Source organism: Bosea sp. 124 (genome assembly GCF_003046175.1).
Taxonomy (GTDB): Bacteria; Pseudomonadota; Alphaproteobacteria; order Rhizobiales; family Beijerinckiaceae; genus Allobosea.
The window spans coordinates 3,518,559-3,543,615 of sequence record NZ_PZZM01000001.1 but is presented as its reverse complement, the minus strand read 5'-3'; the positions used below and the strand labels follow the sequence as shown (position 1 = coordinate 3,543,615).

Annotated in this window: 22 protein-coding genes; 6 read left to right on the top strand and 16 right to left on the bottom strand. The window is 66.7% G+C overall.

The features are described from left to right. Positions 1-4: 4 nt before the first annotated feature. Positions 5-1,297, bottom strand: a complete 1,293-nt coding sequence (locus C8D03_RS16720) for an ABC transporter substrate-binding protein (protein WP_108047848.1) — start codon at positions 1,295-1,297, stop codon at positions 5-7. Positions 1,298-1,350: 53 nt separating this feature from the next. Continuing rightward, entirely contained in the window at positions 1,351-2,394 is a 1,044-nt protein-coding gene (locus C8D03_RS16715; protein WP_108047846.1) for an ABC transporter ATP-binding protein, read from the bottom strand. A 240-nt stretch (positions 2,395-2,634) separates the two neighbouring features. Here C8D03_RS16715 and C8D03_RS16710 point away from each other — a divergent pair, with 240 nt between their 5' ends. Beyond that, complete coding sequence (locus tag C8D03_RS16710) at positions 2,635-3,624, top strand: Gfo/Idh/MocA family protein (protein WP_108047844.1); 990 nt, start codon at positions 2,635-2,637, stop codon at positions 3,622-3,624. On the opposite strand, the gene C8D03_RS16705 is transcribed toward C8D03_RS16710, so the two are convergent. Further along, a complete protein-coding gene (locus C8D03_RS16705; RefSeq protein ID WP_108047843.1) occupies positions 3,611-4,213 on the bottom strand; it encodes a helix-turn-helix domain-containing protein in 603 nt (200 codons plus the stop codon). The two genes, C8D03_RS16710 and C8D03_RS16705, sit on opposite strands and share 14 nt — an antisense overlap. Positions 4,214-4,349: 136 nt before the next feature. On the opposite strand from C8D03_RS16705, the gene C8D03_RS16700 reads away from it, so the two are divergent. The 4 genes from C8D03_RS16700 to C8D03_RS16685 all read left to right on the top strand — a co-directional run bounded on the left by C8D03_RS16700 (position 4,350) and on the right by C8D03_RS16685 (position 8,045). Next, positions 4,350-5,105: an ABC transporter substrate-binding protein gene (locus C8D03_RS16700; protein ID WP_108051741.1), complete on the top strand. Its 756-nt coding sequence runs from the start codon at positions 4,350-4,352 to the stop codon at positions 5,103-5,105. A gap of 188 nt (positions 5,106-5,293) precedes the next feature. Next, positions 5,294-5,956 carry an amino acid ABC transporter permease gene (locus C8D03_RS16695; RefSeq protein ID WP_108051739.1) on the top strand — a complete coding sequence of 221 codons (663 nt, stop codon included), beginning with the start codon at positions 5,294-5,296 and terminating at the stop codon, positions 5,954-5,956. A gap of 44 nt (positions 5,957-6,000) precedes the next feature. Next, positions 6,001-6,732 carry an amino acid ABC transporter ATP-binding protein gene (locus C8D03_RS16690; protein ID WP_108051738.1) on the top strand — a complete coding sequence of 244 codons (732 nt, stop codon included), beginning with the start codon at positions 6,001-6,003 and terminating at the stop codon, positions 6,730-6,732. Between the two features lie 11 nt (positions 6,733-6,743). Beyond that, positions 6,744-8,045 carry an NAD(P)/FAD-dependent oxidoreductase gene (locus tag C8D03_RS16685; RefSeq protein ID WP_108047841.1) on the top strand — a complete coding sequence of 434 codons (1,302 nt, stop codon included), beginning with the start codon at positions 6,744-6,746 and terminating at the stop codon, positions 8,043-8,045. A 59-nt stretch (positions 8,046-8,104) separates the two neighbouring features. Here the strand turns inward: C8D03_RS16685 and C8D03_RS16680 are convergent, their stop codons facing one another. The 7 genes from C8D03_RS16680 to C8D03_RS16650 all read right to left on the bottom strand — a co-directional run bounded on the left by C8D03_RS16680 (position 8,105) and on the right by C8D03_RS16650 (position 17,222). Beyond that, positions 8,105-9,217: a siderophore-interacting protein gene (locus C8D03_RS16680; RefSeq protein ID WP_181301048.1), complete on the bottom strand. Its 1,113-nt coding sequence runs from the start codon at positions 9,215-9,217 to the stop codon at positions 8,105-8,107. A 55-nt stretch (positions 9,218-9,272) separates the two neighbouring features. After that, a complete protein-coding gene (locus tag C8D03_RS16675) occupies positions 9,273-10,427 on the bottom strand; it encodes an ABC transporter substrate-binding protein (RefSeq protein WP_108047837.1) in 1,155 nt (384 codons plus the stop codon). After that, positions 10,424-11,254, bottom strand: a complete 831-nt coding sequence (locus C8D03_RS16670) for an alpha/beta hydrolase (protein WP_146170209.1) — start codon at positions 11,252-11,254, stop codon at positions 10,424-10,426. The genes C8D03_RS16675 and C8D03_RS16670 overlap by 4 nt, the downstream gene beginning before the upstream one ends. 14 nt (positions 11,255-11,268) lie before the next feature. Then, the gene (locus C8D03_RS16665; protein WP_181301046.1) at positions 11,269-13,488 is read right to left on the bottom strand and encodes a TonB-dependent siderophore receptor; all 2,220 of its coding nucleotides are present in this window, start codon (positions 13,486-13,488) and stop codon (positions 11,269-11,271) included. A 175-nt stretch (positions 13,489-13,663) separates the two neighbouring features. After that, positions 13,664-14,482, bottom strand: coding sequence for a helix-turn-helix transcriptional regulator (locus C8D03_RS16660; protein ID WP_108047831.1), 819 nt, complete (start codon positions 14,480-14,482; stop codon positions 13,664-13,666). Between the two features lie 153 nt (positions 14,483-14,635). Next, positions 14,636-16,231 carry an MBL fold metallo-hydrolase RNA specificity domain-containing protein gene (locus C8D03_RS16655; protein WP_108047829.1) on the bottom strand — a complete coding sequence of 532 codons (1,596 nt, stop codon included), beginning with the start codon at positions 16,229-16,231 and terminating at the stop codon, positions 14,636-14,638. 244 nt (positions 16,232-16,475) lie between these two features. Continuing rightward, positions 16,476-17,222 (bottom strand): glucose 1-dehydrogenase, encoded by a 747-nt coding sequence (locus tag C8D03_RS16650; protein WP_108047827.1) that lies wholly within the window; start codon positions 17,220-17,222, stop codon positions 16,476-16,478. A 229-nt stretch (positions 17,223-17,451) separates the two neighbouring features. Between C8D03_RS16650 and C8D03_RS16645 the strand changes: the two genes are divergently transcribed. Continuing rightward, positions 17,452-18,576, top strand: coding sequence for a zinc-dependent alcohol dehydrogenase family protein (locus C8D03_RS16645; protein ID WP_108047825.1), 1,125 nt, complete (start codon positions 17,452-17,454; stop codon positions 18,574-18,576). Between the two features lie 141 nt (positions 18,577-18,717). Here C8D03_RS16645 and C8D03_RS16640 read toward each other — a convergent pair whose 3' ends face one another. The 6 genes from C8D03_RS16640 to C8D03_RS16615 all read right to left on the bottom strand — a co-directional run bounded on the left by C8D03_RS16640 (position 18,718) and on the right by C8D03_RS16615 (position 25,026). Beyond that, positions 18,718-20,151: an aldehyde dehydrogenase family protein gene (locus C8D03_RS16640; RefSeq protein WP_108047823.1), complete on the bottom strand. Its 1,434-nt coding sequence runs from the start codon at positions 20,149-20,151 to the stop codon at positions 18,718-18,720. A 57-nt stretch (positions 20,152-20,208) separates the two neighbouring features. After that, the gene (locus C8D03_RS16635; protein ID WP_108047821.1) at positions 20,209-20,910 is read right to left on the bottom strand and encodes an ABC transporter ATP-binding protein; all 702 of its coding nucleotides are present in this window, start codon (positions 20,908-20,910) and stop codon (positions 20,209-20,211) included. A 2-nt stretch (positions 20,911-20,912) separates the two neighbouring features. Then, positions 20,913-21,662 carry an ABC transporter ATP-binding protein gene (locus C8D03_RS16630; protein ID WP_108047819.1) on the bottom strand — a complete coding sequence of 250 codons (750 nt, stop codon included), beginning with the start codon at positions 21,660-21,662 and terminating at the stop codon, positions 20,913-20,915. Beyond that, a complete protein-coding gene (locus C8D03_RS16625; RefSeq protein WP_108047817.1) occupies positions 21,659-22,612 on the bottom strand; it encodes a branched-chain amino acid ABC transporter permease in 954 nt (317 codons plus the stop codon). Before C8D03_RS16625 ends, C8D03_RS16630 begins: the two co-directional genes overlap by 4 nt. After that, positions 22,612-23,517, bottom strand: coding sequence for a branched-chain amino acid ABC transporter permease (locus C8D03_RS16620; RefSeq protein WP_108047815.1), 906 nt, complete (start codon positions 23,515-23,517; stop codon positions 22,612-22,614). The genes C8D03_RS16625 and C8D03_RS16620 overlap by 1 nt, the downstream gene beginning before the upstream one ends. Positions 23,518-23,721: 204 nt before the next feature. After that, the gene (locus tag C8D03_RS16615; protein WP_210203939.1) at positions 23,722-25,026 is read right to left on the bottom strand and encodes an ABC transporter substrate-binding protein; all 1,305 of its coding nucleotides are present in this window, start codon (positions 25,024-25,026) and stop codon (positions 23,722-23,724) included. Between the last annotated feature and the right edge of the window lie 31 nt (positions 25,027-25,057).

The following is a 25,057-nucleotide window of genomic DNA, read 5'->3' as shown; positions in this document are numbered from 1 at the left end:
TCGCTCAGCGATAGGGTTTCAGGATGCGCTCGGCCTCGGCCTGCGCGTCCTCCATCGCCTTCTGCGGCGTCTTGGTGCCGGTCAGCGCCGCCTGCAGCCCGTCGTTCAGCGCCTTGGTGACACGCTGGTTCTCATGGGTCGAAAGCTCGGCGACCGCCGTCGGCAACTGGTCGCGGGCGACCAGCGCCTGCGGGAAATCGGCGACGTATTTCTTCATCGCCTCGGTCTCGTAGGCAGCCGGCGTCACCGCGACATAGCCGGTCTCGGCGCTCCACTGGGCGGCGCGCTCGGGCGTCGTGATCCAGCGCACGAACTTGAAGGCGGCCTCCTGTTCGGCCGGCGTCGCCTTCTTGGAGAGGTAGAAATTGCCGCCGCCGGTCGGGCTGCCCGGCTTCTTGCCGGCGGGGAGCACGGCGACGCCGAAGGGGAACTTGGCGTTGGCGCGGACATTGGTCAGGTTGCCGGTGGTGGTCCACATCATCGCGACCTTGCGCTCGAAGAAGTCCTTCGGCGTCGTGCCCCATTCGACGATGCCGGGCGGATGCACCTTGTGCTTCTGCGCGAGGTCGACCCAGTACTGCAGCGCCTCGACGACGCCGGGATTGGCATAGTCCGTCTTGTCGCCGGCGGGGTTGGTGAGGATCGCGCCGGCCTGCGTCGAGAGCCCCTGGAACAGCCAGTAGGGGAAGCCGGAGGACGGGATCTGAATGCCCCATTGCGTGACGTTGCCGGACACGTCGCGCTTGGTCAGCTTCTGCGCGAATTCGAGCTGCTCCGCCCAGGTCTTCGGTGGCTTCTCGGGATCGAGCCCGGCCTCCTTGAACAGCTCCTTGTTCCAGTAGAGCACGACCGTCGAACGCTGGAACGGGATGCCCCAGGTCTTGCCACCGGTCTGGCTGTTTTCCATGAAACCGGGGAAGAAGGAACCGAGCCACTTCTTGTCATCGTCGGTCTTGATGAAGCTGTCGAAGGGAACCACCGCCTCTTCGTCGATCAGCGTGAACATGTCGGTCGACAACAGCACCGAAAGCACCGGCGGCGTGCCGCTCTTATGCGCGGTCAGCGCCTTGACGATGGTCTCCTGATAGGTGCCGGCATAGATCGGCTTGACCTTGATCGAGGGGTTTTCCTTCTCGAACCCGGCCGCATAGGCGTCGATCAGCTTGGTGATCGGCCCGCCGACCGCGACCGGATAGAAGAACGCAATCTCGGTGGCCGCCTGCGCGCCGGCGATACCCGGCAGGGCCAGAGATCCCGCAAGCGCCGTGGCGCCGCCCATGAATTCACGCCTGTCCATCTGTGTTTTCTCCCCTGTGAGGTGGCTCGCGCGCCCGACCCTTGTGACGAGTCTTAACCCCGAACCACTTTGCGCTCGGACGCCTGGTCGAACCAGTGCAGTGCCGATTGTGACAATGTGATGTAGACGCTTTCGCCCGGTTTCGTGTGCACTTTTCCTGGGCGCCGGACGATGAAGCCATGCCCTCCGATACGCGTCTCGACCAGCGTGTCGGCTCCAAGATATTCGACAGCCACGACATCGGCCGCGATGCCCGCGTCGCCGAGTTCAGTCATTTCCGGACGGATGCCGACGGCAAGCTTGGTCGGGTCGAGCCCGGGTGGCGGCGTCAACTGGCCGGCTCCGCCCGCTGCAAGCACGGCGGAAAGCGGCAATACGTTCATCGGCGGCGTCCCCACGAAGCGCGCGACGAAGATGCTCGCCGGATTCTCGTAGAGTTCGTCGGGCGCAGCATCCTGCTCGATGCGGCCATTGCGCATCAGCACGACCTGGTCCGCCATCGTCATGGCCTCGATCTGATCGTGGGTGACGTAGATCATGGTGATGCCGAGCCGCTGCTGCAGCTCCCGCAGTTCACGGCGCATCTCGACCCGCAACTGTGCATCGAGATTCGAGAGCGGCTCGTCCATCAGGCAGACCGGGGCCTCCGCCACAATCGCACGCCCGAGCGCGACGCGCTGCTGCTGCCCGCCGGAGAGCTGCGACGGCTTGCGGTCGAGCAGGCCGGAAAGCCCGAGAATCTCGGCCGCACGCGCCAGGCGCGCATCGCGTTCCGCCCGCGGGACTTTCCGCACCTGCAGGCCGAAGGCGATGTTCTCGGCCACGGAGAGATGCGGGAACAGCGCGTAGTTCTGGAAGACCATCGCGATGCCACGCTTTGACGGCTGGGCATGGGTGACGTCCCGCCCGCCGATCATGATCGCGCCGCTGCTGGTCTCCTCCAGCCCGGCGATCAGGCGCAGTGTCGTCGACTTGCCGCAGCCGGACGGACCGAGCAGCGCCAAGAACTTGCCGCCCTCGACGGAGAAGCTGACCTCGTCAACCGCAGCAGCGCCGCCCCAGCTTTTCGAAACGGCTTTCAGCTCGACAGATACCATGCGCCGCGCGGCTCGCTCCACCAAATGCCATGCTGAGCCGGCACATGATCCATTGTCCTCGTGGCACGAACCATGAAGCTAAAATGCGCCGTGGCACAAGGGCGGCCCAATCCCCGGAAAGTATCATGGCAGGACGGTTGCCCGCCTTTTCGTGCCAGCGGTTCTCGGTTGCGCTGGACTGCGGCTGCGCATGGCGGCAGAGAGCAACTCCTGCGCCGCCGATTCCCGAAAGTCCCAACCATGCCCAGCCCCCTCTCCATCGGCATCATCGGCGCGGGCATCATGGGCGAGCGGCTGCTGCGTGCGATCCTCGACCAGCCTCCGGAGACACTTCGCGTCGCCGGCATCTGGGACCCGTCCCCGCAAGCGCTCGCGCGCATCGCCGCCACCCTGCCTCCCGTGCCGCATCAGCCCGACGCCGCCGCGCTGATCGTCGCGAGCGACTGCGTTTACATCGCCTCGCCGCCGGCAGCGCATCTTGCGCATGCGCGAGCAGCGCTCGCCGCGGGCAAGGCCGTGTTCTGCGAAAAACCGCTGGCGGTCGACGTTGCCGATGCCCGTGCTTTCGTCGCGCAGGCCGGGGGCAGGGGGGCGGTCAACTTCCCCTTTGCCTCTTCACCGGCGGTGGCCAGCCTGCGCGACTGGATCGCGAAGGGCGAGATCGGCACCGTCGCGAAGGTCACGATCGAGATCGGCTTTGCGACCTGGCCGCGGCCATGGCAGGCCGACGCCGCCGGTTGGCTCGACCGCACCGCGCAGGGCGGCTTCACGCGCGAGGTCGTGTCGCATTTCCTGTTCTTGACCCGCCGGCTGGTCGGCCCGCTGCATGGCCTCGTCGCGACGGCATCCTTCCCCGAACTCGGCAGATCCGAGCGCGCGATCGAGGCGAGCCTGAAGGCGGGCGACATCTCCGTTTCGCTCAGCGGCGGCGTCGGCACAACACCGAAGGACGACCACAACATCTGGATGCTGGAGGGCGACCAGGGAGCGGTGCGGCTCTGCGACTGGTCGATTGCCGAGCGCCGCCTGCCGGATGGAAGGTGGCAGCGCGACCCCGGCGCCTTGCCTCAGGAACAGGCGCGTCCGCTGGCGCTCAAGCGGCAGCTCGAGGGCGTGATCAAACTGGCGCGTGGCGAGACGCACCATCTGGCGACGCTCGATGAGGCGCTGGAGGTCCAGGAAATCGTCGAGTCCATTCTGGTGAATTCGGCCGCAGCTACAGGCAGTTGACCCAGAGCACCCGTGTCGGGCCATCAGCGGCATTGGCGAAGCGATGCGGGCGCGAGGACAGGAAGCGGAAGCTGTCGCCTTCCTGCAGCGTCCAGCTTTCGCTTTCGACGCTCAACGCCATCGCGCCGCTCATGACCAGCCCGGCCTCCTCCCCGCCATGGGTGTAGAGTTCGTCGCCGGTGCTGGCGCCGCGCTCCATCTCCACGATGTAGAGGCCGAGCTTCGAGCCCTCGGAGTGGGGCGTCAGGAACTGTTTGCGGATTCCGGAACGCCACAACTGGAGCTCGCTGCGCGCCGAGCCGCGTACGATCGTCGCCGTCTGGTCCCCGGCAAGACCTGCCGGGGGAAAGAGATCGCCGAGGCCGATGCCCAGCGCATCGGCCATGCTGACGAGCGCGCGCAGCGTGGGCGAGGACTTGCCGCGCTCGATCTGGCTCAGGAAGCCGATCGAGAGATTGGTGCGGGCGGCCAGATCGACCAGCGAGAGGCTGCGCTCCCGCCTCAGGCGGCGCAGGCCCGCCCCGATCTGCTGATCGACCTCCGGCGGGGATGTCTTGTCCGGTAACGCCTTGGCGGCAGGGCTGCTCATGAAGGCTCCATTCGTCGCCGCTATTTCATGCACGTGAAATTGCTTGCCGACAAGATCATCCTATGCTCGTATCTTCACGCTCATGAAAATCATGACCGCCGCGCAAGAGGCGCGCGATAAGCAGGGGATCAATGCGATGGAACGTCGGACCTTTCTGTCCATGCTGGCGGGCAGCGCCGTGGCTGCCGGAATTCTTCCCGCCCAGGCGCAGTCCGTGCTCAAGGTCGGCTCGACGCCGACGGGCAGCCCGTTCACCTTCCTCGACACCAAGACCAACACGATCGAGGGCGTGATGGTCGACCTGATCAAGGCGATCGCCGGCGTTTCCGACTTCAAGGTCGAGGTCGAGGGCATGCAGTTCTCGACGCTGATCCCGTCGCTGACGGGCAACAAGGTCGATATCGTCGCGGCCGCGATGTACATCACCCCGGTCCGCAAGGAGGTCATCGATTTCTCGGACCCGATCTACACCTATGGCGAAGGCTTGATCGTGCCCTCGACCGACACGAAGGACTACGTCTCCTTCGAGGAGATGAAGGGCATGTCGATCGGCGTCCAGATCGGCACCGCCTATGTCGACGTGCTGCAGAAATCCGGCCTGTTCTCCGAGGTCAAGCTCTACAAGACACTGCCGGACATCCTTGCCGACGTGAACGCCGCCCGCGTCCAGGCCGCCGTCTTCGACCTGCCGATCATCGCCTATAATCTCTCGCAGGGTCAGTTCCCCAAGGTCCGCATCGTCAAGTCCTACAAGCCCGTGATCTCGGGCTCGGTCGGCATCGGCGTGCGCAAGAGCGACGGCGAACTGCTCAAGAAGATCAATGCCGGCCTCGCCAAGCTCAAGGCGGACGGCACGGTCGACAAGATCCTGGCCAAGTGGGGCCTGGGCTGAGCACTGCTCGGGTTTTCCCGCGCGAACCACACCGTCATCCCGGATGCCGCGAAGCGGAACTCCGGGATCCATCGTAACGAACCGAGCCCCACGATGGATCCCGGAGCGGCGCGGCTTTGCCGCTCGTCCGGGATGACGGTTGCAGGTTCGAACACCTCTTCCGGAAACCCTCCGACCTCCAGGTCCCGATGCAAGCCTTCCTGAGGGATGCCACCCAGTTCCTGCCGCTGCTGCTGCAGGGCATCAAGTTCACGCTGATCGTGGCGCTGGGCTCGCTCGCGCTGTCGACCGTGCTCGGCCTCGTCTGGGCGCTGATGCGGGTGTCCGGCATCGGCTGGCTCGGGACGCTCGCCAAGGTCATCGTCAACACCCTGCGCGGCATCCCGATCCTGGTGCAGCTCTTCTACATCTATTTCGTGCTGCCCGAATTCGGCATTGCGCTGACGGCGTTGCAGGCCGCCATCATCGGCCTCGGGATCGCCTATTCCGCCTACCAGTCGGAGAATTTCCGCGCCGGCATTGAGGCGATCGACCACGGCCAGGTCGAGGCGGCGCAATCCATCGGCATGGGCTGGGGCCTGACCATGCGCCGGGTGATCCTGCCGCAGGCGATCCGGCTCGTCCTGCCGCCCTATGGCAACATCATGGTAATGATGCTGAAGGATTCCTCGCAGGCTTCCACGATCACCGTCGCCGAGTTGACGTTGCAGGGCACGCTGATCGCCTCCTCCACCTTCAAGAACATGACCGTCTATTCGCTCGTCGCCCTGCTCTATCTGGTCATGTGCCTGCCACTGATGGGCGTCACCAGCTGGCTCGAAAAGCGCTTCGGCAAGGGAACCAGGCGATGATCGGGGACCAGGTGATGACCGGGAGCCCGCCGATGAGCCGCCCGATGATCGAGATCGCCGGCGTCACCAAGAGCTTCGGCGCTTTCCCGGTGCTCAAGGGCATCACCGCCAGCGTCGACAAGGGGGAGGTCGTTTGCCTGATCGGCCCCTCCGGCTCGGGCAAATCGACCATCCTGCGCTGCATCAACGGGCTCGAATCCTATGATGGCGGCGCGATCACCATCGATGGCGAGCGTGTCGAACACGACAAGCCCTCGATCATCGGCATCCGTACGGCGATGGCGATGGTGTTCCAGCGCTTCAATCTGTTCCCGCATCGCACGGCGCTGGAGAACGTCGTCGAAGGCCCGATCTTCGTGAAGAAGGAGCCTCCGGCACAGGCGATGGCGCGGGGACGCGAACTGCTCGCCCGGGTCGGCCTCGCGGAGAAGATCGACGCCTATCCCGGCCAGTTGTCCGGCGGGCAGATGCAGCGTGTCGCCATCGCGCGCGCTCTCGCCATGCAGCCCAAGGCGATCCTGTTCGACGAACCGACCTCCGCGCTCGATCCAGAACTCGTCGGCGAAGTGCTGCAGGTGATGAAGAGCCTGGCCGATGACGGCATGACCATGCTGGTCGTCACCCATGAGATGGGTTTCGCCCGCGAGGTCGCCGACCGCGTGCTGTTCCTGGATGGCGGCGTCATCGTCGAGCAGGGCCCGGCCCGCGAGGTTCTCAGCGCTCCCAGCCATCCGCGTACCCAGGATTTCCTGCGCCGCGTGCTGCGCCCGATCTGAAGGAGGCCAGCTTGGCCGAGCCATTTCCGCTCCAGCCCTCGCTCTGGTACGCGACCGCACCGGAAGCCATCCCGACTCCGGCGCTCTCCGCCGACACCACGGCCGATGTCTGCGTGATCGGCGCAGGTTTCGCTGGCCTCTCGACGGCGCTGCATCTGGCCGAAGCCGGTGTCTCCGTCGTCGTGCTCGAGGCGCATGAACCCGGCTGGGGCGGCTCCGGCCGCAATGGCGGCCAGGTCATCCCCGGCATCAAATATGATCCGAGCGAGATCGCAGCCAAATTCGGCCCCGCCGCGGGTGAGGCCCTGACGCGCTTCGTCGGTTCCACCGCCGACCTCGTCTTCGACCTGATCGCGCGCCACGGCATGGATGTGCCGTACAAGCGCGCCGGCTGGATTCAGGGAGCCCATACCCCGGCCATGGCCGAGACGGTGAAACGCCGGGCCGGCGAATGGCAGCAGCGCGGCATCGACGCCGCGTTCCTCGACAAGGACGCGGTCGCAAGGCTGCTCGGCACCGAGCGCTATCTTGCTGGCTGGATCGACAGGCGCGCCGGCGGCGTGCAGCCGCTCGCCTATGCGCGCGGACTGGCGAAAGCCGCCATCGCAGCCGGTGCGCGCATCCACGGACAGAGCAAGGTCGTCTCGCTGAAGCGCGGAGGTACGCACTGGACGATCCGCACCGCGCAGGGCGCGGCCGTCACGGCGCCGCGCGTCGTGGTCGCCACCAATGGCTATACCGGCGACCTGATCCCGAAGCTCCGCCAGACCGTGATCCGGCCGAACTCCTTCATCGTCGCGACGGAAGCCCTCTCGGACAACCTCGCCGGCACGATCCTGCCCGGGGGGCAGGTGACCTCCGACACGCGGCAATTGTTGCTGTATTTCCGCAAGGACCACCAGAACCGCCTCCTGATGGGAGGACGTGGCCCATTCCGGGAGCCAAGGGACGCCTCCGACTGGGCTCATCTCGAACGCGTCGTCGGCAAGATGTATCCGCAGGTGAAGGGCGTGCGCTTCGACTTCCGCTGGTGCGGACGCGTGGCGCTGACACGTGATTTCCTGCCACATCTGCACGAGCCGGAGCCTGGGCTGCTGGTCGATATCGGCTGCATGGGGCGCGGCGTCGGCCTCCAGAGCGCCATGGGCAAGGCAATGGCGGAGTATATCGCCAGCGGCGACCGGAGCCGCCTGCCCTTCCCCGTCGTGCCGATCAAGCCGCTGCCGCTGCATGCGCTCAACGAACTTTACGTCTCGGCCATCATCGCCTGGTATCGGCTGACCGATGGCGGGATGACCGACAAGGCGGCGTGAACCTCATCCGAGCGGGATCATCCGCCCCCCTCCCACCGCCATGTCTTGCGGGTGGCGTATCAGGCGGCGCGCGCTGCGGCCCGCTTTTCGGCGGCGTGCTGGTCCTCGGAAAGCCCCGCGCGCCAATAGCTGACGATCAGTTGCTGATCCTGACCGGCCCGCAGCCGCTCCTTCGCCGCGCTGCGGATCTGGCGAAAGACCTCATGCTCGGTCGCCGACCAGAGATATAGGTCCGGCCCGTCCGCATCCCATGCGAGCGCATCGAACGCCTCCAGCAGCGGTGACGGCGCGCCGGGCGAGCGCGCATCGCGATGCAGCCAGCGAACCGCGACCCCGGCGGGCGCTGCCAGCGGCAACTCTTCCCTCGCATCGGCGACCTCGATCAGCGCGATGCCCTGCGCCGTCCCGGCCAGGTTCTCGAGCATGCGGGCCGCGGCCGGCAGCCCGGTCTCGTCGCAGATGAAGAGGTAGCGCCCGGCGGCTTTCAGGCCGCGACCGCCCGGCCCGGCCATGCCGATCCGGTCGCCCGCACAGGCCCGCGCCGCGAACGCCGAGCCCGGTCCGGCGTCGTCATGCAGCACGAAATCGATCGCCAGCGTCCCGGCGGCCGGGGCGATCTGACGGATCGTATACTTGCGGATCGCCGGTCGCTGCTCCGGCGGGACCGGATGCAGCAGACCGTCGGCGCCGAGCGTCGGCCAGACCGGCTCCGCCGTGCCGTCCGTCGGAAGGAACAGACGGACATGCAGCGCCTCCAGCGAGGCGTAGCGCGCAAGGTCCTCCCCGCTGAAGCGGATTCGCTTCAGATGCGGCGAGAGTTGCTCGACCCCGATGACGGTGAGCAGTCGGAAGTCGGGTGGCAGGGACGGCGCGCTGCCATCGCCGCTCCAGACGATGTTCGGTCGCTCCCCGGCAGGGACGAATTCGACGACATGGCTCGCAATCGCCCGCTTCAGCTCTCGAAGCGAGGCGAGGTCGGGCGCCTCGACGGTGACCGCGAGCGTGCCCCGGGCGACCCGCAGCCGCGCCAGCCCCTGCCCGAGCCGGATCACGGTCTGGTCCGGGTCGCGGTGAATCTGCGCGTCGTGATCGAGCAGGTGAGCGCAGAGCGGGGTCAGCACCGTCTCGGGCACGGCCAGTGCGATCGTCGTTTCGGCAAAAAGCGGGCTCATCCAGGTATCGTCCTTGGGTCGATCGACTGCGGCGGCGGAAACCTCCGCATCGCCCTCACGGGCGTGGCGGCTTCGGCCCTCCGCCAGGCGCATCGAGCCAGAGCGTCCCGTCGAGTGGGATCGCTGAAAACCGGGTGGCTTCGGCGAGGGTCTCCGCCGGGTGGAGATCGGCGAAGCGCTCGGGGTGGATCCATTTGGCCAGCGCCTCGATGGCGACGACATGGAGCGGCGTATCGTTGAAGAGCTGCCACATCGCACTCACCCGGCTATTCCGCACGGCGCTCAGAGTGGCCAGCCCGGGCTGCGAGAGCAGCTTCGCGAAGCTCGCCGCAGCCGTCTCTCGCGGCACGCCCAGCCCAAGCACGAGGCCGCCGGACTTGGCCATATGCGTGCCGCCGGTCGCGACATAGACCTCCGGGTCCGACGTGATCAGTTGCTCCAGGCTGATCTGCCCGGTCGCGCCTGGCAGCAGCGGCGCGGACATGTTGCGCCCGCCGGCGGCCGTGATGAAATCGTCGAAGGTGCCCTTGCCCGGCGTCATGCAGCATTCCGGCCCGCCGGCATGGGCATGGATGAAGACGGAGGGACGCGTCGCGCCCTCCAGTCGCTGGGCGATCCGGCCGAGCCTGCCTTCGTAGAAGCGGATGAAATCCTCCGCCTGCTGCTCGCGCCCGATCAGCCTCCCGAGGATACGCAGGCTCGGCACCGTGTCGGTAAGCGGCCGCAGGTAGAAATCGACCACGGCCACCGTGATTCCCGCCGCCTCCAGTCGCTGCACGAGATCGCCGGAACCTCGCCGCGTGCCGGCGAGCGAGCCGCTGAGCACGACGAGGTCTGGCGCCAGCGCAACCGTCTTCTCGAGCGAGAAACCGCCCTCCGTCACGCCGTCGCCGACCGTCGGAATGCTGTCGATCATAGGGAAGCGGGCGCGGTAGCGCGCATAGGCATCTGCGTTCTGGCGTTGATGGTCGGCGCCCCAGCCCGCCAGGAGGCTCAGCGGATCGGGATGGAGCAGGCCGAGCGCGTTGAGCTGGCGGCCTTGCGCCAGCACGATCCGCTTCGCGGGGGCAGGCAGCGTGACGGTGCGGCCTAAAACGTCCGTGACGACAACGGGCTGCGCGAGGGCAACGGTTGCCAGCGAAAGCGAAGCCAGCGCCATGGCGAAGGCCCGTCGGGACAGGCGGATAAGAACCGCTCCGGCATGGGTCATGCGGCTGCTGTCCTCTGCATGGCAAGATCGGCGAGCGCGAAGGCGACGGCGCGCGACAGCATCGCCGGAATGACGGAGACGTGGTTCTCGCCCGGGAAGACGACGCTTTCGCAGGACACCCGCCCGGAGGCCTGAAGGCGCACGGCCATCTCGGCGGCATTGTCGACCATGCGGGCCATGCTGAGACGCTGCGCACGCGATGGCGGCGTGCGGGCTGCCCCGGCCTGCTCGTCTTCGCCCACGGCGATCAGCAGGCGACCGGGATGGCCGCCGGCCCGGGCGCGAAATGCCTCCTCCGTCGCCAGGATCGCCCGGTCGTTCCACCAGATCGATGGGCTGCTCGCGACGTAGGACGCAAACAGGCCCGGCCGGGTGAACAGCGTGTGCAAGGCAAAGAGGCCGCCATAGGAATGGCCGACGAGCGCGCACCGACTGGGATCGAGCGGTGCGATCGCGGCCACCGCAGGCAGAATCTCGCCCGCGATGACGTCCAGGAATCGATCCGCCCCGTCAGTCACGGGCAGCAGGTCGCGCTGCCGGCGCTCAACGTCGAAGGGCTTGTCGCCGGGATAGCCGATGCCGAGCACGATGGCCGGGCCGACGCCTGTCACCTCAGAGCGCCCGGCCTGCAGCCGCGCGGCGGTCGCAGCCGTCGCAAACAGTGCATTGCCGTCGACCAGGACGAGCACCGGAAAGCCCCCGGGCGGCGCCGGCTCCGCCGGCATCCCCAGCAGGAGCCGATAGGCCAGCCCGTCGCGTGTCGTGATGTCACGCTGCACGGTTCCCGGCAGGCTGACCGGATCGTCGGATGTCACCGCTCTCGGCACGCCGCGCTCGCTCCTCACCAGCGATAGGACAAGGTCGCGAGCACGGTCCGGCGCAGCCCGAAGGAGCACTGCACGGCAGCGTAGCAGCCCGAGATGTATTCCTTGTCGAACAGGTTGTGCGCGTTGACCTGCAGCTTCCAGGCCTTCAGGGCCGGGTTCGCCGCGCCGAAATCATAGCTGATCGCGGCATCGACGAGCGTGTAGTCCGGCGTGAAGAAGGTGTTGCCGGGGTCGCCCGCGCCCTCGCCGACATAGCGCACGCCAGCGCCGAGCCCGAGACCGGCGAGCATGCCCGTCCTGAAGGTGTAGTGCCCCCACAGCGAAGCCATGTGGCGCGGCACGACGGTGGGGCGCTTGCCGAGATCGACGCCATTGCTCTTGGTCACCTCGGCATCGGTATAGGCATAGGCCGCGATCAGATCGAGATTGTCGAACACCGTAGCCCGCGCCTCGACCTCGATGCCGCGCGCCCGCACCTCGCCGGTCTGGACCTGGAAGCCGACATTGGCCAGGTCGCTCGTCGAGACATTGGTCTGCGTCAGCTCGTAAGCCGCCGCCTGGATGAACGCGTTGGCGCCCGGCAGCTCGTATTTGAAGCCGACCTCGTATTGCTCGCCCTCGGTCGGCTTGAACGGCGTTCCGGCGAAGGTCGTGCCCGCGACCGGCTCGAACGAGGTCGAGTAGCTCGCATAGGGCGCAAAGCCGTTGTCGAAATTATACATCAGGGCGACGCGGCCGGTGCGTGCCGTGTCGTCCTGCTTGGTCAGGACGCCCGTGGTGAGGGCTCGCGTGCGCGCCTCGGCACTGTCGAAGCGGCCGCCGACGAGCAACGACAGGCGGTCGAGCTTGATCTGGTCCTGCAGATAGACGCCGTATTGCGTCGTGGTCTGCGAAGTGCCCGGTATGGCCGGCACGACGAAAGGCCGCCGGCCGTAGATCGGGTTGGTGAAGTCGAGCGTCTGGACGGTGCCGCCGGCGCCGGTGAAGGCCTTGCCGTCCATCCAGTAGCCGTCGATGCCGAACAGCAGCTTGTGCGTCAGCGGGCCTGTGCGGAAATCGGCCTGGAGCTGATTGTCGATGCCGGCCGTGCGGGCGCTTTCGTTGGAAGCGGTGACGCGCCGGGTCAGCGTGCGCTGGTCGGCGCCGATGCCAGCGACGGCGACCGTATGCATGCGCGATTCGAGGTCGGAGACGCGGACGTTCTGCCGGAAGGAGAAGACGTCGTTGAAGCGATGCTCGAAGGCATAGCCGAGATTGGCCTGATTGCGGCTGTAGCCCTCATAGCTCGGCTCGCCCGGGAAGAAGTCGCTGCGGATGCGGCCGGCGCGGCTCGGCAGCACTGTGCCGACGGCGGGGATGAAGCCGTAGAAGCCGGTCTCCGGGTCACGCTGGAACGAGGCCATCAGCGTGAAGCTGGTCGCGCCGTTCGGCCTGTAGGTCACTGATGGCGCGACGAAGATGCGCTCCTCGCGGGTGAAATCGACCTGCGTGTCGGCGGCGCGGCCGAGACCGACCACACGATAGAGCCAGGTCTTCTCGGGATCGATCGGCCCGCCGATGTCGAAAGCCATCTGGGCGCGCTGATAGCTGCCGAACTGGAGCTGGACCTCGCCATGCGCCTCGTCCTTCGGGCGCTTGCTGACCATGTTGACGATGCCGCCCGGCTTGACCTGCCCGAAGACCACCGAGGACGGACCGCGCAGCACCTCGACACGCTCCAGCCCCCATGGCTCGTAAGCCGGCACGAGGAAGCTCACGCCGCGCTGATAGCGCAACCCATCGAGATTGTTGATGAAGCCGGCTCCGCCGCCGCTGCCGCCGAAGCCGCGGATAAAGGCGCTGTCATAGCGCCCCGCCGACAACCGCGTCTCCGCCAGCACGCTGGCGGTGTAGCGCAGGGCCTGACCGACGCTCTGCGCGCCCTGGTCGGCCATCTGCTGACGCGTCACCACCGTCACCGATTGCGGCGTCTCGATCAGGGGCGTGTCGGTCTTGGTCGCCGTATCGCTGCGCCGCCCGACATAACCGTTGACCGGCCCGCTCGCCCGCTCGCCCTGAACCTGGATCGTGTCGAGCGTGATGTCGTCGCCGCTCTGCGCCCGGGCTGTGCCCGCACAGATGATGGCTCCGAGCGCGACACCGGCGAGAGCCGTCAGAGGTGCCCGCCGTGCGGGCGTCGTTCCAGCCGCGCCGTCTGTGGCCTTCACCGTGGTGACGCTCGAATGTTCCATCATGCAACCCCGTCTCGCCGACCTGAGGCCGGACCCCTGCCTTGGTATTGCGGGAGGGGAGGGTTGCGGGGCAACACGCTCTGCTTTCGATTCCGGCAGCATTGCTTTCGATTGCGTTTCGAATGCCTGTAATCAGAAACGATGGCCCGCCGGACCCTCGCGCCGATGCGCAGCCGGCTCAGCGCAGGGCGCTCGGCGGCATGCCGAAACGCTTCCGGAACAGGCTGGAGAAATGGGCCGGCGTGTAGCCGACCTGGAATGCCGCCTCCGCCACCGTCATCTCGCCGGAATCGATCAGGGCATGGGCACGCTGCAACCGCTGCTCCTGCAGATAGCCGAACACGCTGGCGCCGAAGAGCTGGCGGAAACCGGAGGTCAGATTGGTCGGGTTTAGGCCGGTCATCCGGGCGAGTTCGGCCAGCCCCGGCGGGTCCTGCAGCCGCGACAGCATGATGTCGCGGGCCTCGCGCACGCGCTCCGCCGTGCGATGCGGCATGCGCGCCGGACGCGCCGGCACATCCGTCATCACGGTGTCCAGCGCCACCGCCGCGAGTTCGAGCGCTTTGCCAGCGAGATAGAGCCGATGCAGGTTGTCGGCGACGGCGGGCTCGGCCAGTTGCAGCGCCAGCGCGCAGAGCGCGGCGCTGGCCGGCCTGACCCAGAGCGCGGCGTCGCCCCGCATGAAGCCGTGCAGCGCATCGAACTGCGCGCCGAACTCGCTCTCGACGAAATCGAGGTCGAACTGAAGCAGCGCGCAGCGCAGTTTGCCGCCGGCCAGGCCGGTGCGTCTCTGCATGTGTTCGCCGCTGTTGGCGGCGATCAGCAGGGACGGACCTGCCACCATCACCGCGGGCCGGTCGTCCAGCTCCAGCGACTGGCGTCCGTCGAGGATCACGCCGATCTTCAACCCCGCCCGCATCGGGCCGACGACGCGCTCGCCCGCCTCGACCTGGAAGCGGCCGGCGGACAGGGAGAGCTTGTTCGAGAAGAGCTGCAATGCGGCGACCGGATGCTGGGCTGGCGGAAAAGCCTTGCCCGAAGACCAGATCAGCTAACGCATGAAGCCATAAAAATCAATATAATCAGTATGTTATATTGATTCTAAGCTGGCCGAACGCAAACCCCACCCTAGCCGCTTGGTGACGGCGCGTCAGGATTCGATCTCGTCCAGTGCCCGGCGCAGCTTCCTGATCAGCGCCGCCCGCCCCTTCTCGTCGGCCGCCCGGTTGACCGTTTCCGTGACATCGAGGAGGAGCCGCGAAAGGTCGTTATGCCAGTCGAGGCGGCCGATCTTCTCCGGAGCCAGACGCCGCGTCCGGTTGAGCTCGACCGCATCGGCACCGGACACGCTCAGTTCGAAAGCCTGGTCCAGTTCGGGGGCGATGATCGTTTCCGGCGGCAACACGGCCGAGAGCCGCTCGCGCAGGCCATCGATCCCGGATTGTTCGCCATGGGTCAGGAAGACGGTGTGGCGGAGCGGGCGTCTCGCCTTGACCCAGTCGACCAGTTCACTCGCGTCGGCGTGGCCGGAATAGAGATCGAGCTGGCTGATCCGCGCCCTAACCTCGATCTCCTCGCCCTGGATTCGCACCCGCCTGGCACCGTCGACGAGAATTCTGCCGAGAGAGCCCTGCGCCTGAAAGCCTGCCATCATGATCGTGGCGTTCTTGCGCCAGAGATTGGCCTTGAGATGATGGCGGATGCGCCCCGCATCGCACATGCCGCTGGCGGCGATCACGACGAAGAATCCGCTCAGCCGGTTGATCGCCTTGCTCTGCTCGACCGTCTCGGTGAAGCGGATATCGCGGGAATTCAGCGCCTGCCGAAGGACCTGACCCTGCTCGATCTCGCCGGCATGGCGCTCGAAGATGGCGCTCGCGCGCGTCGCCAGCGGCGAGTCGACAAAGATCGGGGCATTCGGGATCGTCCCCGCCTGGGTCAGCAGGAACAGATCGACCAGCAGTTCCTGGGTTCGCTCGACCGCGAAGGACGGAATGATGAGGGGGCCTTGCGCCCGCACCGCGTGGTTGGCTTCCGCAGCCAGCAGGGAGCGCCGCTTCTCGCGCGACATTTCAGGCCGATCGCGATCGCCGTAGGTCGATTCGCAGATCAGGTAGTCGATATCCGACGGCCCTTCCGGCCCCGTCTGGAACAGCTTGTGACCGGGGCCGACATCCCCCGAGAACAGCAGTCGCAACGGTCTGCCGTCACCTTCCTGATCGATCTCAATCTCGACGGAGGCCGAACCGAGCAGATGCCCCGCATTCCAGAATCGCGCTTTGATGCCTTCGGCGACCTGCGACCACGCGCCGTATCCGGCAGCCTTGAACAAGGTGATGCAGGCCATGGCGTCGTCCAAATCGTAGATCGGCGCGACGAGTGGGCGGCCACGCTGAGCGTTGCGGCGATTGAGATGTTCGACCTCGATCTCCTGGATATGGGCAGAGTCGGGCAGCATCACCGAGCACAGATCGATGGTGGCGGATGTTGCATGCATCGCACCCCGGAAGCCGTGCTTGACGAGCTTCGGCAGAAGGCCGCTGTGGTCGATATGGGCATGCGTCAGGACGACTGCATCGACCGATGCCGGCTCGAACGGAAACGCGCCGTAGTTCAGCTCCTTTTCGGATTTCGAGCCCTGGAAAAGGCCGCAATCGATCAGGACGCGCGCCGCGCGGGTCTCGATTTCGTAGCAGGATCCGGTCACGCCGCCGGCCGCGCCGTGGAAACGCAGTATAGGGTTCATCTGTCACCCTGCCTTGCCCGGAGCCTGCCGGCCCCCGACGGATCATGTCGCCGACGCCGCCCGGAAACATCCCGGCGCCGTCGAGACATGCCTAACCGAGACATGCCTAGCGCAGATTCCACGACATATGCCATGGCTTGCCGCGGCGGCGGGAAGACGCAGGGGCCGCAACGCTCAGGCTATCGCGACACGGGAAATGCCGGCGGAGGCGCAGATGCGCAACCCACCGGCACCAGCAGAGGCCTCAGACGCAGCGGCCGCCATCCACCGCGAGCACGGTACCGTTGACCATCTCGGCCTCGTCCGAACAGAGGAACAGGGCCGCATTAGCGATGTCCTGCGGCATCGAGAAACGCCCCCAGGGAATCGTCGCCGTGAAGGCCTTGCGCCTCTCGGGCGTGTCCTCGCCCATGAAGGTCGCCAGCAGCGGCGTCTCGCCGGCGACCGGCGCGATCGCATTGACCCGGATGCGGTCCGGCGCCAACTCCACCGCCATCGATTGCGACAGCAGGTTCGCCGCGCCCTTCGAGCCGTTGTACCAAGTCAGGCCGGGGCGCGGACGCAAGCCCGCCGTCGAGCCAATATTCAGGATGACGCCGCCGCCATGCTCGCGAAAATGCGGCACCACAGCCTTCGCCATCAGGTAGATCGACTTCACGTTGACGGCAAACACACGGTCGAACTCGTCTTCGGTTACGTCGAGCATCGGCTGGTTGCGGTGACTGATGCCGGCATTGTTGACGACGATGTCGAGCCTCCCGACGGTCGCGAGCACGCTCCTGACCGCCTCCTCGACGCTGCTTGCCTTGGCGACATCGCAGGCGACGGCGAAGGCGCCATGGCCGATCGCCGCAGCCGCCTCCTTCGCCTTGTCACCGTTGATGTCGAGCACGGCGACACGCGCGCCTTCGCGCACGAAGGTCTCGGCGATGCCGAGCCCGAAACCCTGCGCCGCGCCGGTAACCAGCGCGGTCTTGCCCTTCAGTCTCATGGTGCTTCCTCGTCTTTTCTGGAGCCCCCATCTTTGGAGGGGCGCGACGCTCCCGGCCAATTCGTTTTGGCGATCCCGCTCAGACGGAAATCCTATGGGCAATGCGGCGGTTGCCCGATCTCCCGGACTTATGGGGCGGATCACGATTCGGTCTTTGACAGCCCACGGCTTTTGCGGCCCGATGGCGCCCAACAAGCCCACCCAAGAAGTCCGTCGAGGAAACGCCTGCATGAAGATCCGCGCCGCAGTCCTGAACGCCAGCCCCGTTTCCGCGCCCTATGCCAAAAGCCGGCCGCTTTCGATCCAGGAGGTCGACCTCGCTCCACCCGGCCCCGGAGAAGTTCTGGTCAGGGTCAGGGCCGCGGGCCTCTGCCATTCCGACCTGTCGGTGATCGACGGAAACCGGCCGCGGCCCGTGCCGATGGTGCTCGGGCACGAGGCGGCTGGCGAGGTGGTGGAGCCCGGACCGGGCGTACATGATCTCAAGAAGGGCGACCGCGTCATCATGGTCTTCGTGCCCTCCTGCGGCCATTGCTCGCCCTGCAGCGAGGGCCGCCCGGCCCTGTGCGAACCCGGCAATGCCGCCAATGGCGTCGGCGAACTGCTCGGCGGCGGGCGCCGGCTCTCGCTCAGTGGAAAGCCGGTGCATCACCATGTCGGCGTCTCCGCCTTTGCCGAACATGCCGTGATCTCGCGCCATTCGCTGGTGAAGCTGGAGGCGGATATTCCCCACGAAATCGCGGCGCTGTTCGGCTGCGCGGTCCTGACCGGCGTCGGCGCGGCCGTGAACACCGCCAAGGTCCGGGCCGGCGAGACGGTTGCGGTCGTCGGCCTCGGCGGCGTGGGCCTGAGCGCGTTGCTGGGGGCGGCCGCCTGCGGCGCCTCGCGCGTCATCGCCGTCGATCTCTCGGAGGAGAAGCTCGCCGTTGCGCGCGAACTGGGAGCCACCGACACCTTCAACGCCGGCGATGCGGGCGTTATCGACGCCATCCGCGCCGCGACCAAAGGCGGCGTCGATCACGGGCTCGAAATGGCGGGCTCCGTCAAGGCGCTCGATCTCGCCTACCAGATCACGCGGCGCGGCGGCACGACGACGACGGCGGGCCTCGCCAACCCGGCCCATACGCTCTCGCTCGCCCCCGTCCGGCTGGTGGGCGAGGAGCGCACGCTGAAGGGCTCCTATGTCGGTTCCTGCATCCCGGTGCGCGACATCCCTCGCTTCGTCGATCTCTACCAGCGCGGCAAGTTGCCGGTCGACCGGCTGATGACCAGCCAGAGTGGGCTCGACGGCATCAATGAAGGCTTCGACGCCTTGAACGAGGGCCGCACGATCCGCCACATCATCATGATGTGAGAGGCCGCCGTTCTCGGGCGATCTAACCCGGCATGCTCGCCCGTGTGGCGAGCATCCGCGTCTTGAACGCCGCCCGCGAAGAGCAAAGACGTGGATGGTCGGGACAAGCCCGACCATGACGGTGAGCCAGAGCGGCTGGCGTCACCCGTGCTTGTGCACGATCGTCTTGGTCACAGCGAATTCCTCCAGCGCGGCGAAGCCCTTCTCGCGGCCGTGGCCGGATTTTCCGGTGCCGCCGAAGGGCAGCTCGATGCCACCGCCGGCGCCATAGCCGTTGATGAAGACCTGGCCCGCCCGCACCTTCTTGGCAACGCGCTGCTGGCGCCCGCCATCCCTGGTCCAGACGGCGGCGACAAGCCCGTATTCGGTCGAATTGGCGAGCTTGATCGCATCGGCTTCGTCCGTGAAGGGGAAGGCGGCGAGCACCGGGCCGAAGACCTCCTCCTGCTCCAGCCGGTTGCCGCGCGGCACCTTCCCGAACAGCGTCGGCGTCACATAGAACCCGCCATTCGGCACGCCCTGCGCGATCTGCCCCTCGGCGATCACCGGAATGCCGGCCTCGCGGGCATTGTCGATGAAGCTCTGGACACGGCCGCGCTGCTTGGCGTTGATCACCGGGCCGCAGTCGAGATCCATCTCCGGCGTGCCGGCGCGCAGCTTGGTGAACTCCTTCGTGACGGCGCCGATGAAGTCGTCATAGACGCGCTCCTGCACCAGGACGCGGCTGCCGGCCGAGCAGGTCTGCCCGGTGTTCTGGACGATCGCCTTGCAGACGATCGGCACGGCGGCGTCGAAATCGGCATCGTCGAAGACGATCTGGGGCGACTTGCCGCCGAGTTCGAGCGTGCAGGGGATCAGATGATCGGCGCAGGCATGCTGCACCATCTTGCCAACCTCGGGCGAGCCGGTGAAGGACATGAAGTCGACGCCGTGATGGGACGAAAGCGCCGCGCCCGCCTCATGGCCGCGGCCGGTGACGATATTGATCGCGCCATCGGGGAAACCGACCTCGGAGGCCAGCACCGCGAGGCGCAGCGCCGTCTGGCAGGCCTCCTCGGCCGGCTTCAGCACGACCGCATTGCCCATGGCGAGCGCCGCCGTCAGCGAGCGGCCGAACATCTGCGCCGGATAGTTCCAGGGCAGAATATGGCCGGTGACGCCATGCGGCTCATGGATGACGTTGACGTTGTAGCCGTTGAGGAAGGGGATGATGTGGCCATGCACCTTGTCGGCCGCGCCGCCATAGAACTCGAAATAGCGGGCCGTCGCGTCGATGTCGGCCCGGGCCTGCGCCATCGGCTTGCCGGTGTCCTGCGCCTCGGTGCGGGCGAGTTCGTCGAAATGGTCGAGCACCTTCAAGCCGAGCTTGGCGATCAGCCGGCCGCGCTCGGCAGCAGTCAGCTTGCCCCAGGCGCCTTCATAGGCGGCGCGCGCGGCCTTGACCGCATCGTCGATGTCCTCGGCCGTGCCGCAGGCAATGCGGGTGAATTCTTCGCCCGTTGCGGGCGCCAGCACGGCCATGGTCTCGCCGCTGCGGCCCGCGACATGGCGGCCGTTGATGAAGTGCTGGGTCATGGGAATTCTCCGAATGCGACAATCGGTGGCTTCTGTCTCGAGAACCACGTCTACGAACTAATGCAGCCCTGCCGCAGCGAGTGAACTCGCCGCCAGGCCGCCGGCCACTTCCGTAACCTCGCCCCGCTCGATCGCATAGGCGCGTTCGGCGAAACTGCGCAGCAGACTGGGGTTGGATTCGGTGATGAGCAACGCGATATCCGGATGGCTGTCGCGCAGTGTGCGCAGGGCAGCCGCGTAGCGCTGGGCCAGAACCGGCGCGAGCCCCTGGAACGGTTCGTCGAGCAGGATGATGCGTGTGCCGACCATCAGCGCGCGCGCCAGCGCCGCCATCTTGCCTTGCCCGCCCGAAAGCCCCGCCGCCGCGCGGTGGCGCAGATCGGCGAGTTCTGGCAGCACCTGGTAGATGCGGTCGAGGCGCCTCGCGATCTCGGCCGCGGGCACCTTCATCACCTCGGCGGGCAGGCGGATGTTTTCCTCGATCGAGAAGCTTGAGAACAGCCGGCGATCCTCCGGCGCATAGCCGATGCCGAGACGAGGCCGTTCATGCGGCGGGACCGTCAGGATCGGCCGGCCGTCGAAGGCGATCATGCCCTCGGTCACGGTCATGAAGCCCATGATGGCACGCAGCAAACTGGTCTTGCCCGCGCCGTTGCGGCCGATCAGCGCCACGGTCGCGCCCTCGGCCAGAGTGAAATCGACCTTGCGCAGCACCTGCACGCCCTCGATCACGGCTGAAAGGCCTTTGATCTCCAGCATGGTCAGACCCCCACCCCGATCACAGTCTCGCGGACCTCCGGATGGTTCAGGATCTCGTCGGGCGTGCCCTCCAGCGCGATCCGCCCGCCCGACCAGACCGCGACGCGGCTGGCATAGCGGGCGACGACATCCATATCGTGCTCGACGAAGATCGCCGTGGTGGCGCGGGCGTCGAGCGCGCGTGTCAGCGTGTCCATGACCTGGAACTTCTCGTGGCTGGAGACGCCCGAGGTCGGCTCATCCATGAAGATCAGCCTGGGTTCGAGTGCGAGCGCGAGCGCAATGTCGATCAGCTTGCGCATGCCCTCGGGCAGCTCCCGGACCGGCCGCCCGGCGGTCTCGCGCAGGCCGACGCTGTCGAGCAGCGCGACCATCTCGTCTCGCTTCGGGTGACGGTCGAGCCGCTGGAAGGGCGACCACGTGCCCTCGCGCGCACTCAGCGCCAGCAGCAGGTTCTCCATCACGGTGTTGTCGCTGAAGAGCTGCGGGATCTGGAAGGAGCGGCCGATGCCGCGCCTTGTGATCGCGCGCGGCGACAGCGCCGTGACATCCTCCCCGGCGAAGAGCACACGGCCCGATTGCGGCTTGAGATAGCCGGTGCAGAGGTTGATGAAGGTGGTCTTGCCGGCGCCATTGGGGCCGATGATCGCGATGCGCTCATTGGCGCGCACCGTCAGGCTCGCCCCATTGGCGGCCTGGACGCCACCGAAGCGCAGCTCGAGGTCGCGGGCTTCGAGGATGAACTCGCTCATCGCGCACCCTCCTTCACCGGGGCCGCCCGCTTGCGGCCGGCGATCAGGCCGTAGAGCCCGGTCGGCGCGAAGAAAATGATGACGAGCAGCATCACACCCAGCACCGCATGCCAGGTCTCCGGCGCATAGACAGCCGCATAGCCGCGGATGATCTGGAACATCAGCGCCCCGAGGAAGGGGCCGGCGACGCCGCCGACACCGCCCAGGATGGCGATGAAGACGAACTCGCCCGAGCGCACCCAATAGGCCAGCTCCGGCGTGACATGGCCGGAGACGAGCGCAATCACCGCTCCGCCCAGCCCCGCCAGCAGACCCGACAGCAGATAAGCGCCATAGAGTACCTTGCGGCTGGACACGCCGAGATATTCCAGCCGCGTCTCGTTCGTCTTGATCGCCTCCAGCGCCTTGCCGCCGGGCGAGACCAGATAGCGCGCCACGCCCAGCGCCGCGATCACCGCAAGCGCCAGCGTGATGTAGAACATCCAGAACTCGAAGGTTTCGCGCTCCAGCGTCATGCCGGCCAGCGTCGGGCGCGGCACGCGCTTGCCGTCGGCGCCGCCCGTGATCGAGAACAGCTTCTCCAGCAGCGAGAAGAACACCATCGAGATGGCGAGGTTGAGCATGCCGAAGAAGATCGCACGGTAGCGCACGATGAAGAGTCCGACCAGCGCTGCGACCAGCCCCGAGGCCGCGGTGGCGATCGGCACAAGCAGCAGCACCTCATGCCCGAACTTCGCCGCCGCCATGAAGGCCACGACATAGGCCGAGAAGGCGAAGAACAGCCCATGGCCGAAGGAGACCTGCCCCGCCCGCAGCAAAACGAGAATGCCGAGCGCCGCCAGCCCCTCGCAGAGCGCCACGGTGAGGATGACCGTCGACCAGGGCGAGACCAGCGGAAAGGCGACGAGCGCGACGAGCAGCACCGCGCCGATGACGATCTGGCGCGACATCAGACCTTCCTCGTTTGCAGCGTGGTGAAGAGGCCCTCGGGCTTGATCAGCAGCACCGCCACCATGATCAGATAGGGGATCAGCACATCGAATTCGGGCGCGAAATAGACTGCAGCCGAACGCCCTAGCCCGATCATCAGAGCCGCGACCGCAGCCCCCTCGATCCGCCCGAGCCCGGCAGTCGCCGCGACCGCGAAGGACAGGACGATCATGCCTGAGCCGATACCCGGCGTCAGCGAGGTCGTGGCCGAGGACAGCGCGCCGCCCAGCGCCGCCAGCGAAGCCCCGATCATGAAGGTGAAGAGGTAGATGCTGGTCGCGTTGATCCCCATCGCCATTGCCGCCTCGCGGTCCTGCGTCACCGCGACGATGGCGCGGCCGAAGGACGTCCGGCGCAGGAACAGCCTGAGGCCGACCAGCACGGCGAGCGCCACCAGCGGGATCAGGATGAGCTGGTAGTTGGTATAGTAGATGCCGAAGACCTCGACGGTGCCGAGCCAGTTCATCGGCGCGTTGGCGAAGAGCGGCCGCACGCCGAAGATCACCTTCTGCGCATCCTCCAGGATCATGAACACGGCGAAGGTCACGAGGAGCTGCAGCACCTCTTCCTTGCCGTAGATCCGCCGCAGCAGCAGCGCCTCGACCGCGCCGCCGACCACGACACCGACGAGGATGGCGGAGATCAGGAACAGCGGGAAGGCGAGCCAGGTCGGCAGCCCCATCCCGGCGGCAGCGAGCACGGCGCTCGCCGCGACATAGGCGCCGATGGCGTAGAACGAGCCATGCGCGACGTTCAGCACACCGAGCACGCCGAAGATCAGCGACAGCCCGACCGCGACCAGGAAGATCAGCGAGCCATAGGCAATGCCGTCGAGCGCGGCGAGGAAGAGCATGTCAGGAGGCATTGGGTTTCCGCGACCTGTCCCCCTCCCCCTTGTGGGGAGGAGTTAGGGGTGGGGGGCGTCCCGCTCGGCGAGCGGGTTGAAGATAAGGAGCAAGATGGCAGCAGCGACAGTGCCCAATCAGGACGTCGATCACTTTGGCTTTGCGCCCCGCAGCCTAACCCCTCCCCACAAGGGGAGGGGTTAGGGCCGAGGTTCCAGCGCCCCCTACTTCACATAGTCGAAGGTCTCGATCGACTTGTCGTTGACCAGTTCCGGCTTCACCTTGGCGAACCAGTCGAGCGACTTCTCGCCGACCGGCGTCGTCACCAGCTTGCCCGGATAGAGCGCGATCTTGTCGTAGACCGCAAAGGGGAATTCCGGCACGCGCTTGGTCGTGCCGAGCATCTGGTCTTCCAGCCCCTGATGGTCCGAGCGGATGGTGATCGTGCCCGTCAGAGACTTGAACTCCAGCCCCTCGAAGGCGGCGATAACCTGCTCCTTGCTGGGCCATTTACCGCCGGCAGCCGCTCCGGCCTTCTCATACGCCTTCACCAGCCCGGTCACGGCCTGGTTCATGTGGAAGGTCGGGTAGATCGGATAGACCCCGGTCTTGTCCTTGTACTTCTTCACGAAGCCCTGCATCTCGGCGGTATTCTTATATTTCGGGTGCAGGAAATAGTGATCGCCGCGCGAACCGACGATGACGCCTTCGGGCATGACGTTGCCCAGCCGCTCCATCGAGCTTTCCGCCAGCGGCAGCACGAAAGTCGACTGCTTCAGCAGGCCGCGCGCCGCGGCCTGCTGAACGAATGTGTCGAGATCGCCGCCCCATGAGGTCGAGATCACCACATCCGGCCGCAGCGCAGAAAGCCGCGTGATCTCGGTCGAGAAATCGGGCGCTCCGAATTTCGGGAAGAGCTCGGCCACGACCTTGACGTCGGGCTTCAGTGCCTTGAGCCCGGCCTGCAGCAAGGCCCAGGACTCACGGCCCCAGGCATAATCCTGGTTGACCACCGCGATCGTCTTGAAATCGGGCTTTACCTTCATGAGGTAGAGCAGCGTGGCCATCATCTCGGCGCCGGCATGGCCCTGGGTGCGGACCGAATACTTCCACTTGCCCTCCTCGAAGATCGTCTGCGTGCCGCAGTCCCACATCACATTGACGACCTTGAGGTCTTCCGCGACGGGAGCCAGCGCATTGCAGGAGCCAGACGAGATCGCGCCGAACATCACCTGCGCGCCCTGGTCCTGCACGACGCGACGATATTCCGAGATGAGTTGGTTGGTGCCGGCGCCCTCGTCGACATAGACCGGCTTCACCGGCACGCCGAGAATGCCGCCCTTGGCGTTGATCTCCTCGAAGAACAGGTCCGCCGCATTCTTGCCCGGCACCCCGAACACCGAAGCCGGCCCGGACAGGAAGGTCGCGACCCCGACCACGAGTTCCTTCGGCTTGTCCTGCGCCAGCGCCGGCAGCGCCATCAGCGCCCCCAATGCGAATACAGCCACAGCAGATCCCTTGATGGCCATCGTCTCTCTCCCTGGATTCCTCCGGAGCGCG

Bases quoted from the DNA above. Each gene is read 5' to 3' on its own strand.
- C8D03_RS16645 (WP_108047825.1), top strand. From the start codon at position 17,452: ATGAAGATCCGCGCCGCAGTCCTGAACGCCAGCCCCGTTTCCGCGCCC.
- C8D03_RS16700 (WP_108051741.1), top strand. From the start codon at position 4,350: ATGGAACGTCGGACCTTTCTGTCCATGCTGGCGGGCAGCGCCGTGGCT.
- C8D03_RS16675 (WP_108047837.1), bottom strand. From the start codon at position 10,427: ATGACCCATGCCGGAGCGGTTCTTATCCGCCTGTCCCGACGGGCCTTC.
- C8D03_RS16705 (WP_108047843.1), bottom strand. From the start codon at position 4,213: ATGAGCAGCCCTGCCGCCAAGGCGTTACCGGACAAGACATCCCCGCCG.
- C8D03_RS16715 (WP_108047846.1), bottom strand. From the start codon at position 2,394: ATGGTATCTGTCGAGCTGAAAGCCGTTTCGAAAAGCTGGGGCGGCGCT.
- C8D03_RS16635 (WP_108047821.1), bottom strand. From the start codon at position 20,910: ATGCTGGAGATCAAAGGCCTTTCAGCCGTGATCGAGGGCGTGCAGGTG.
- C8D03_RS16710 (WP_108047844.1), top strand. From the start codon at position 2,635: ATGCCCAGCCCCCTCTCCATCGGCATCATCGGCGCGGGCATCATGGGC.
- C8D03_RS16650 (WP_108047827.1), bottom strand. From the start codon at position 17,222: ATGAGACTGAAGGGCAAGACCGCGCTGGTTACCGGCGCGGCGCAGGGT.
- C8D03_RS16695 (WP_108051739.1), top strand. From the start codon at position 5,294: ATGCAAGCCTTCCTGAGGGATGCCACCCAGTTCCTGCCGCTGCTGCTG.
- C8D03_RS16640 (WP_108047823.1), bottom strand. From the start codon at position 20,151: ATGACCCAGCACTTCATCAACGGCCGCCATGTCGCGGGCCGCAGCGGC.
- C8D03_RS16720 (WP_108047848.1), bottom strand. From the start codon at position 1,297: ATGGACAGGCGTGAATTCATGGGCGGCGCCACGGCGCTTGCGGGATCT.
- C8D03_RS16625 (WP_108047817.1), bottom strand. From the start codon at position 22,612: ATGTCGCGCCAGATCGTCATCGGCGCGGTGCTGCTCGTCGCGCTCGTC.
- C8D03_RS16680 (WP_181301048.1), bottom strand. From the start codon at position 9,217: ATGAGCCCGCTTTTTGCCGAAACGACGATCGCACTGGCCGTGCCCGAG.
- C8D03_RS16690 (WP_108051738.1), top strand. From the start codon at position 6,001: ATGATCGAGATCGCCGGCGTCACCAAGAGCTTCGGCGCTTTCCCGGTG.
- C8D03_RS16630 (WP_108047819.1), bottom strand. From the start codon at position 21,662: ATGAGCGAGTTCATCCTCGAAGCCCGCGACCTCGAGCTGCGCTTCGGT.
- C8D03_RS16615 (WP_210203939.1), bottom strand. From the start codon at position 25,026: ATGGCCATCAAGGGATCTGCTGTGGCTGTATTCGCATTGGGGGCGCTG.
- C8D03_RS16665 (WP_181301046.1), bottom strand. From the start codon at position 13,488: ATGATGGAACATTCGAGCGTCACCACGGTGAAGGCCACAGACGGCGCG.
- C8D03_RS16620 (WP_108047815.1), bottom strand. From the start codon at position 23,517: ATGCCTCCTGACATGCTCTTCCTCGCCGCGCTCGACGGCATTGCCTAT.
- C8D03_RS16655 (WP_108047829.1), bottom strand. From the start codon at position 16,231: ATGAACCCTATACTGCGTTTCCACGGCGCGGCCGGCGGCGTGACCGGA.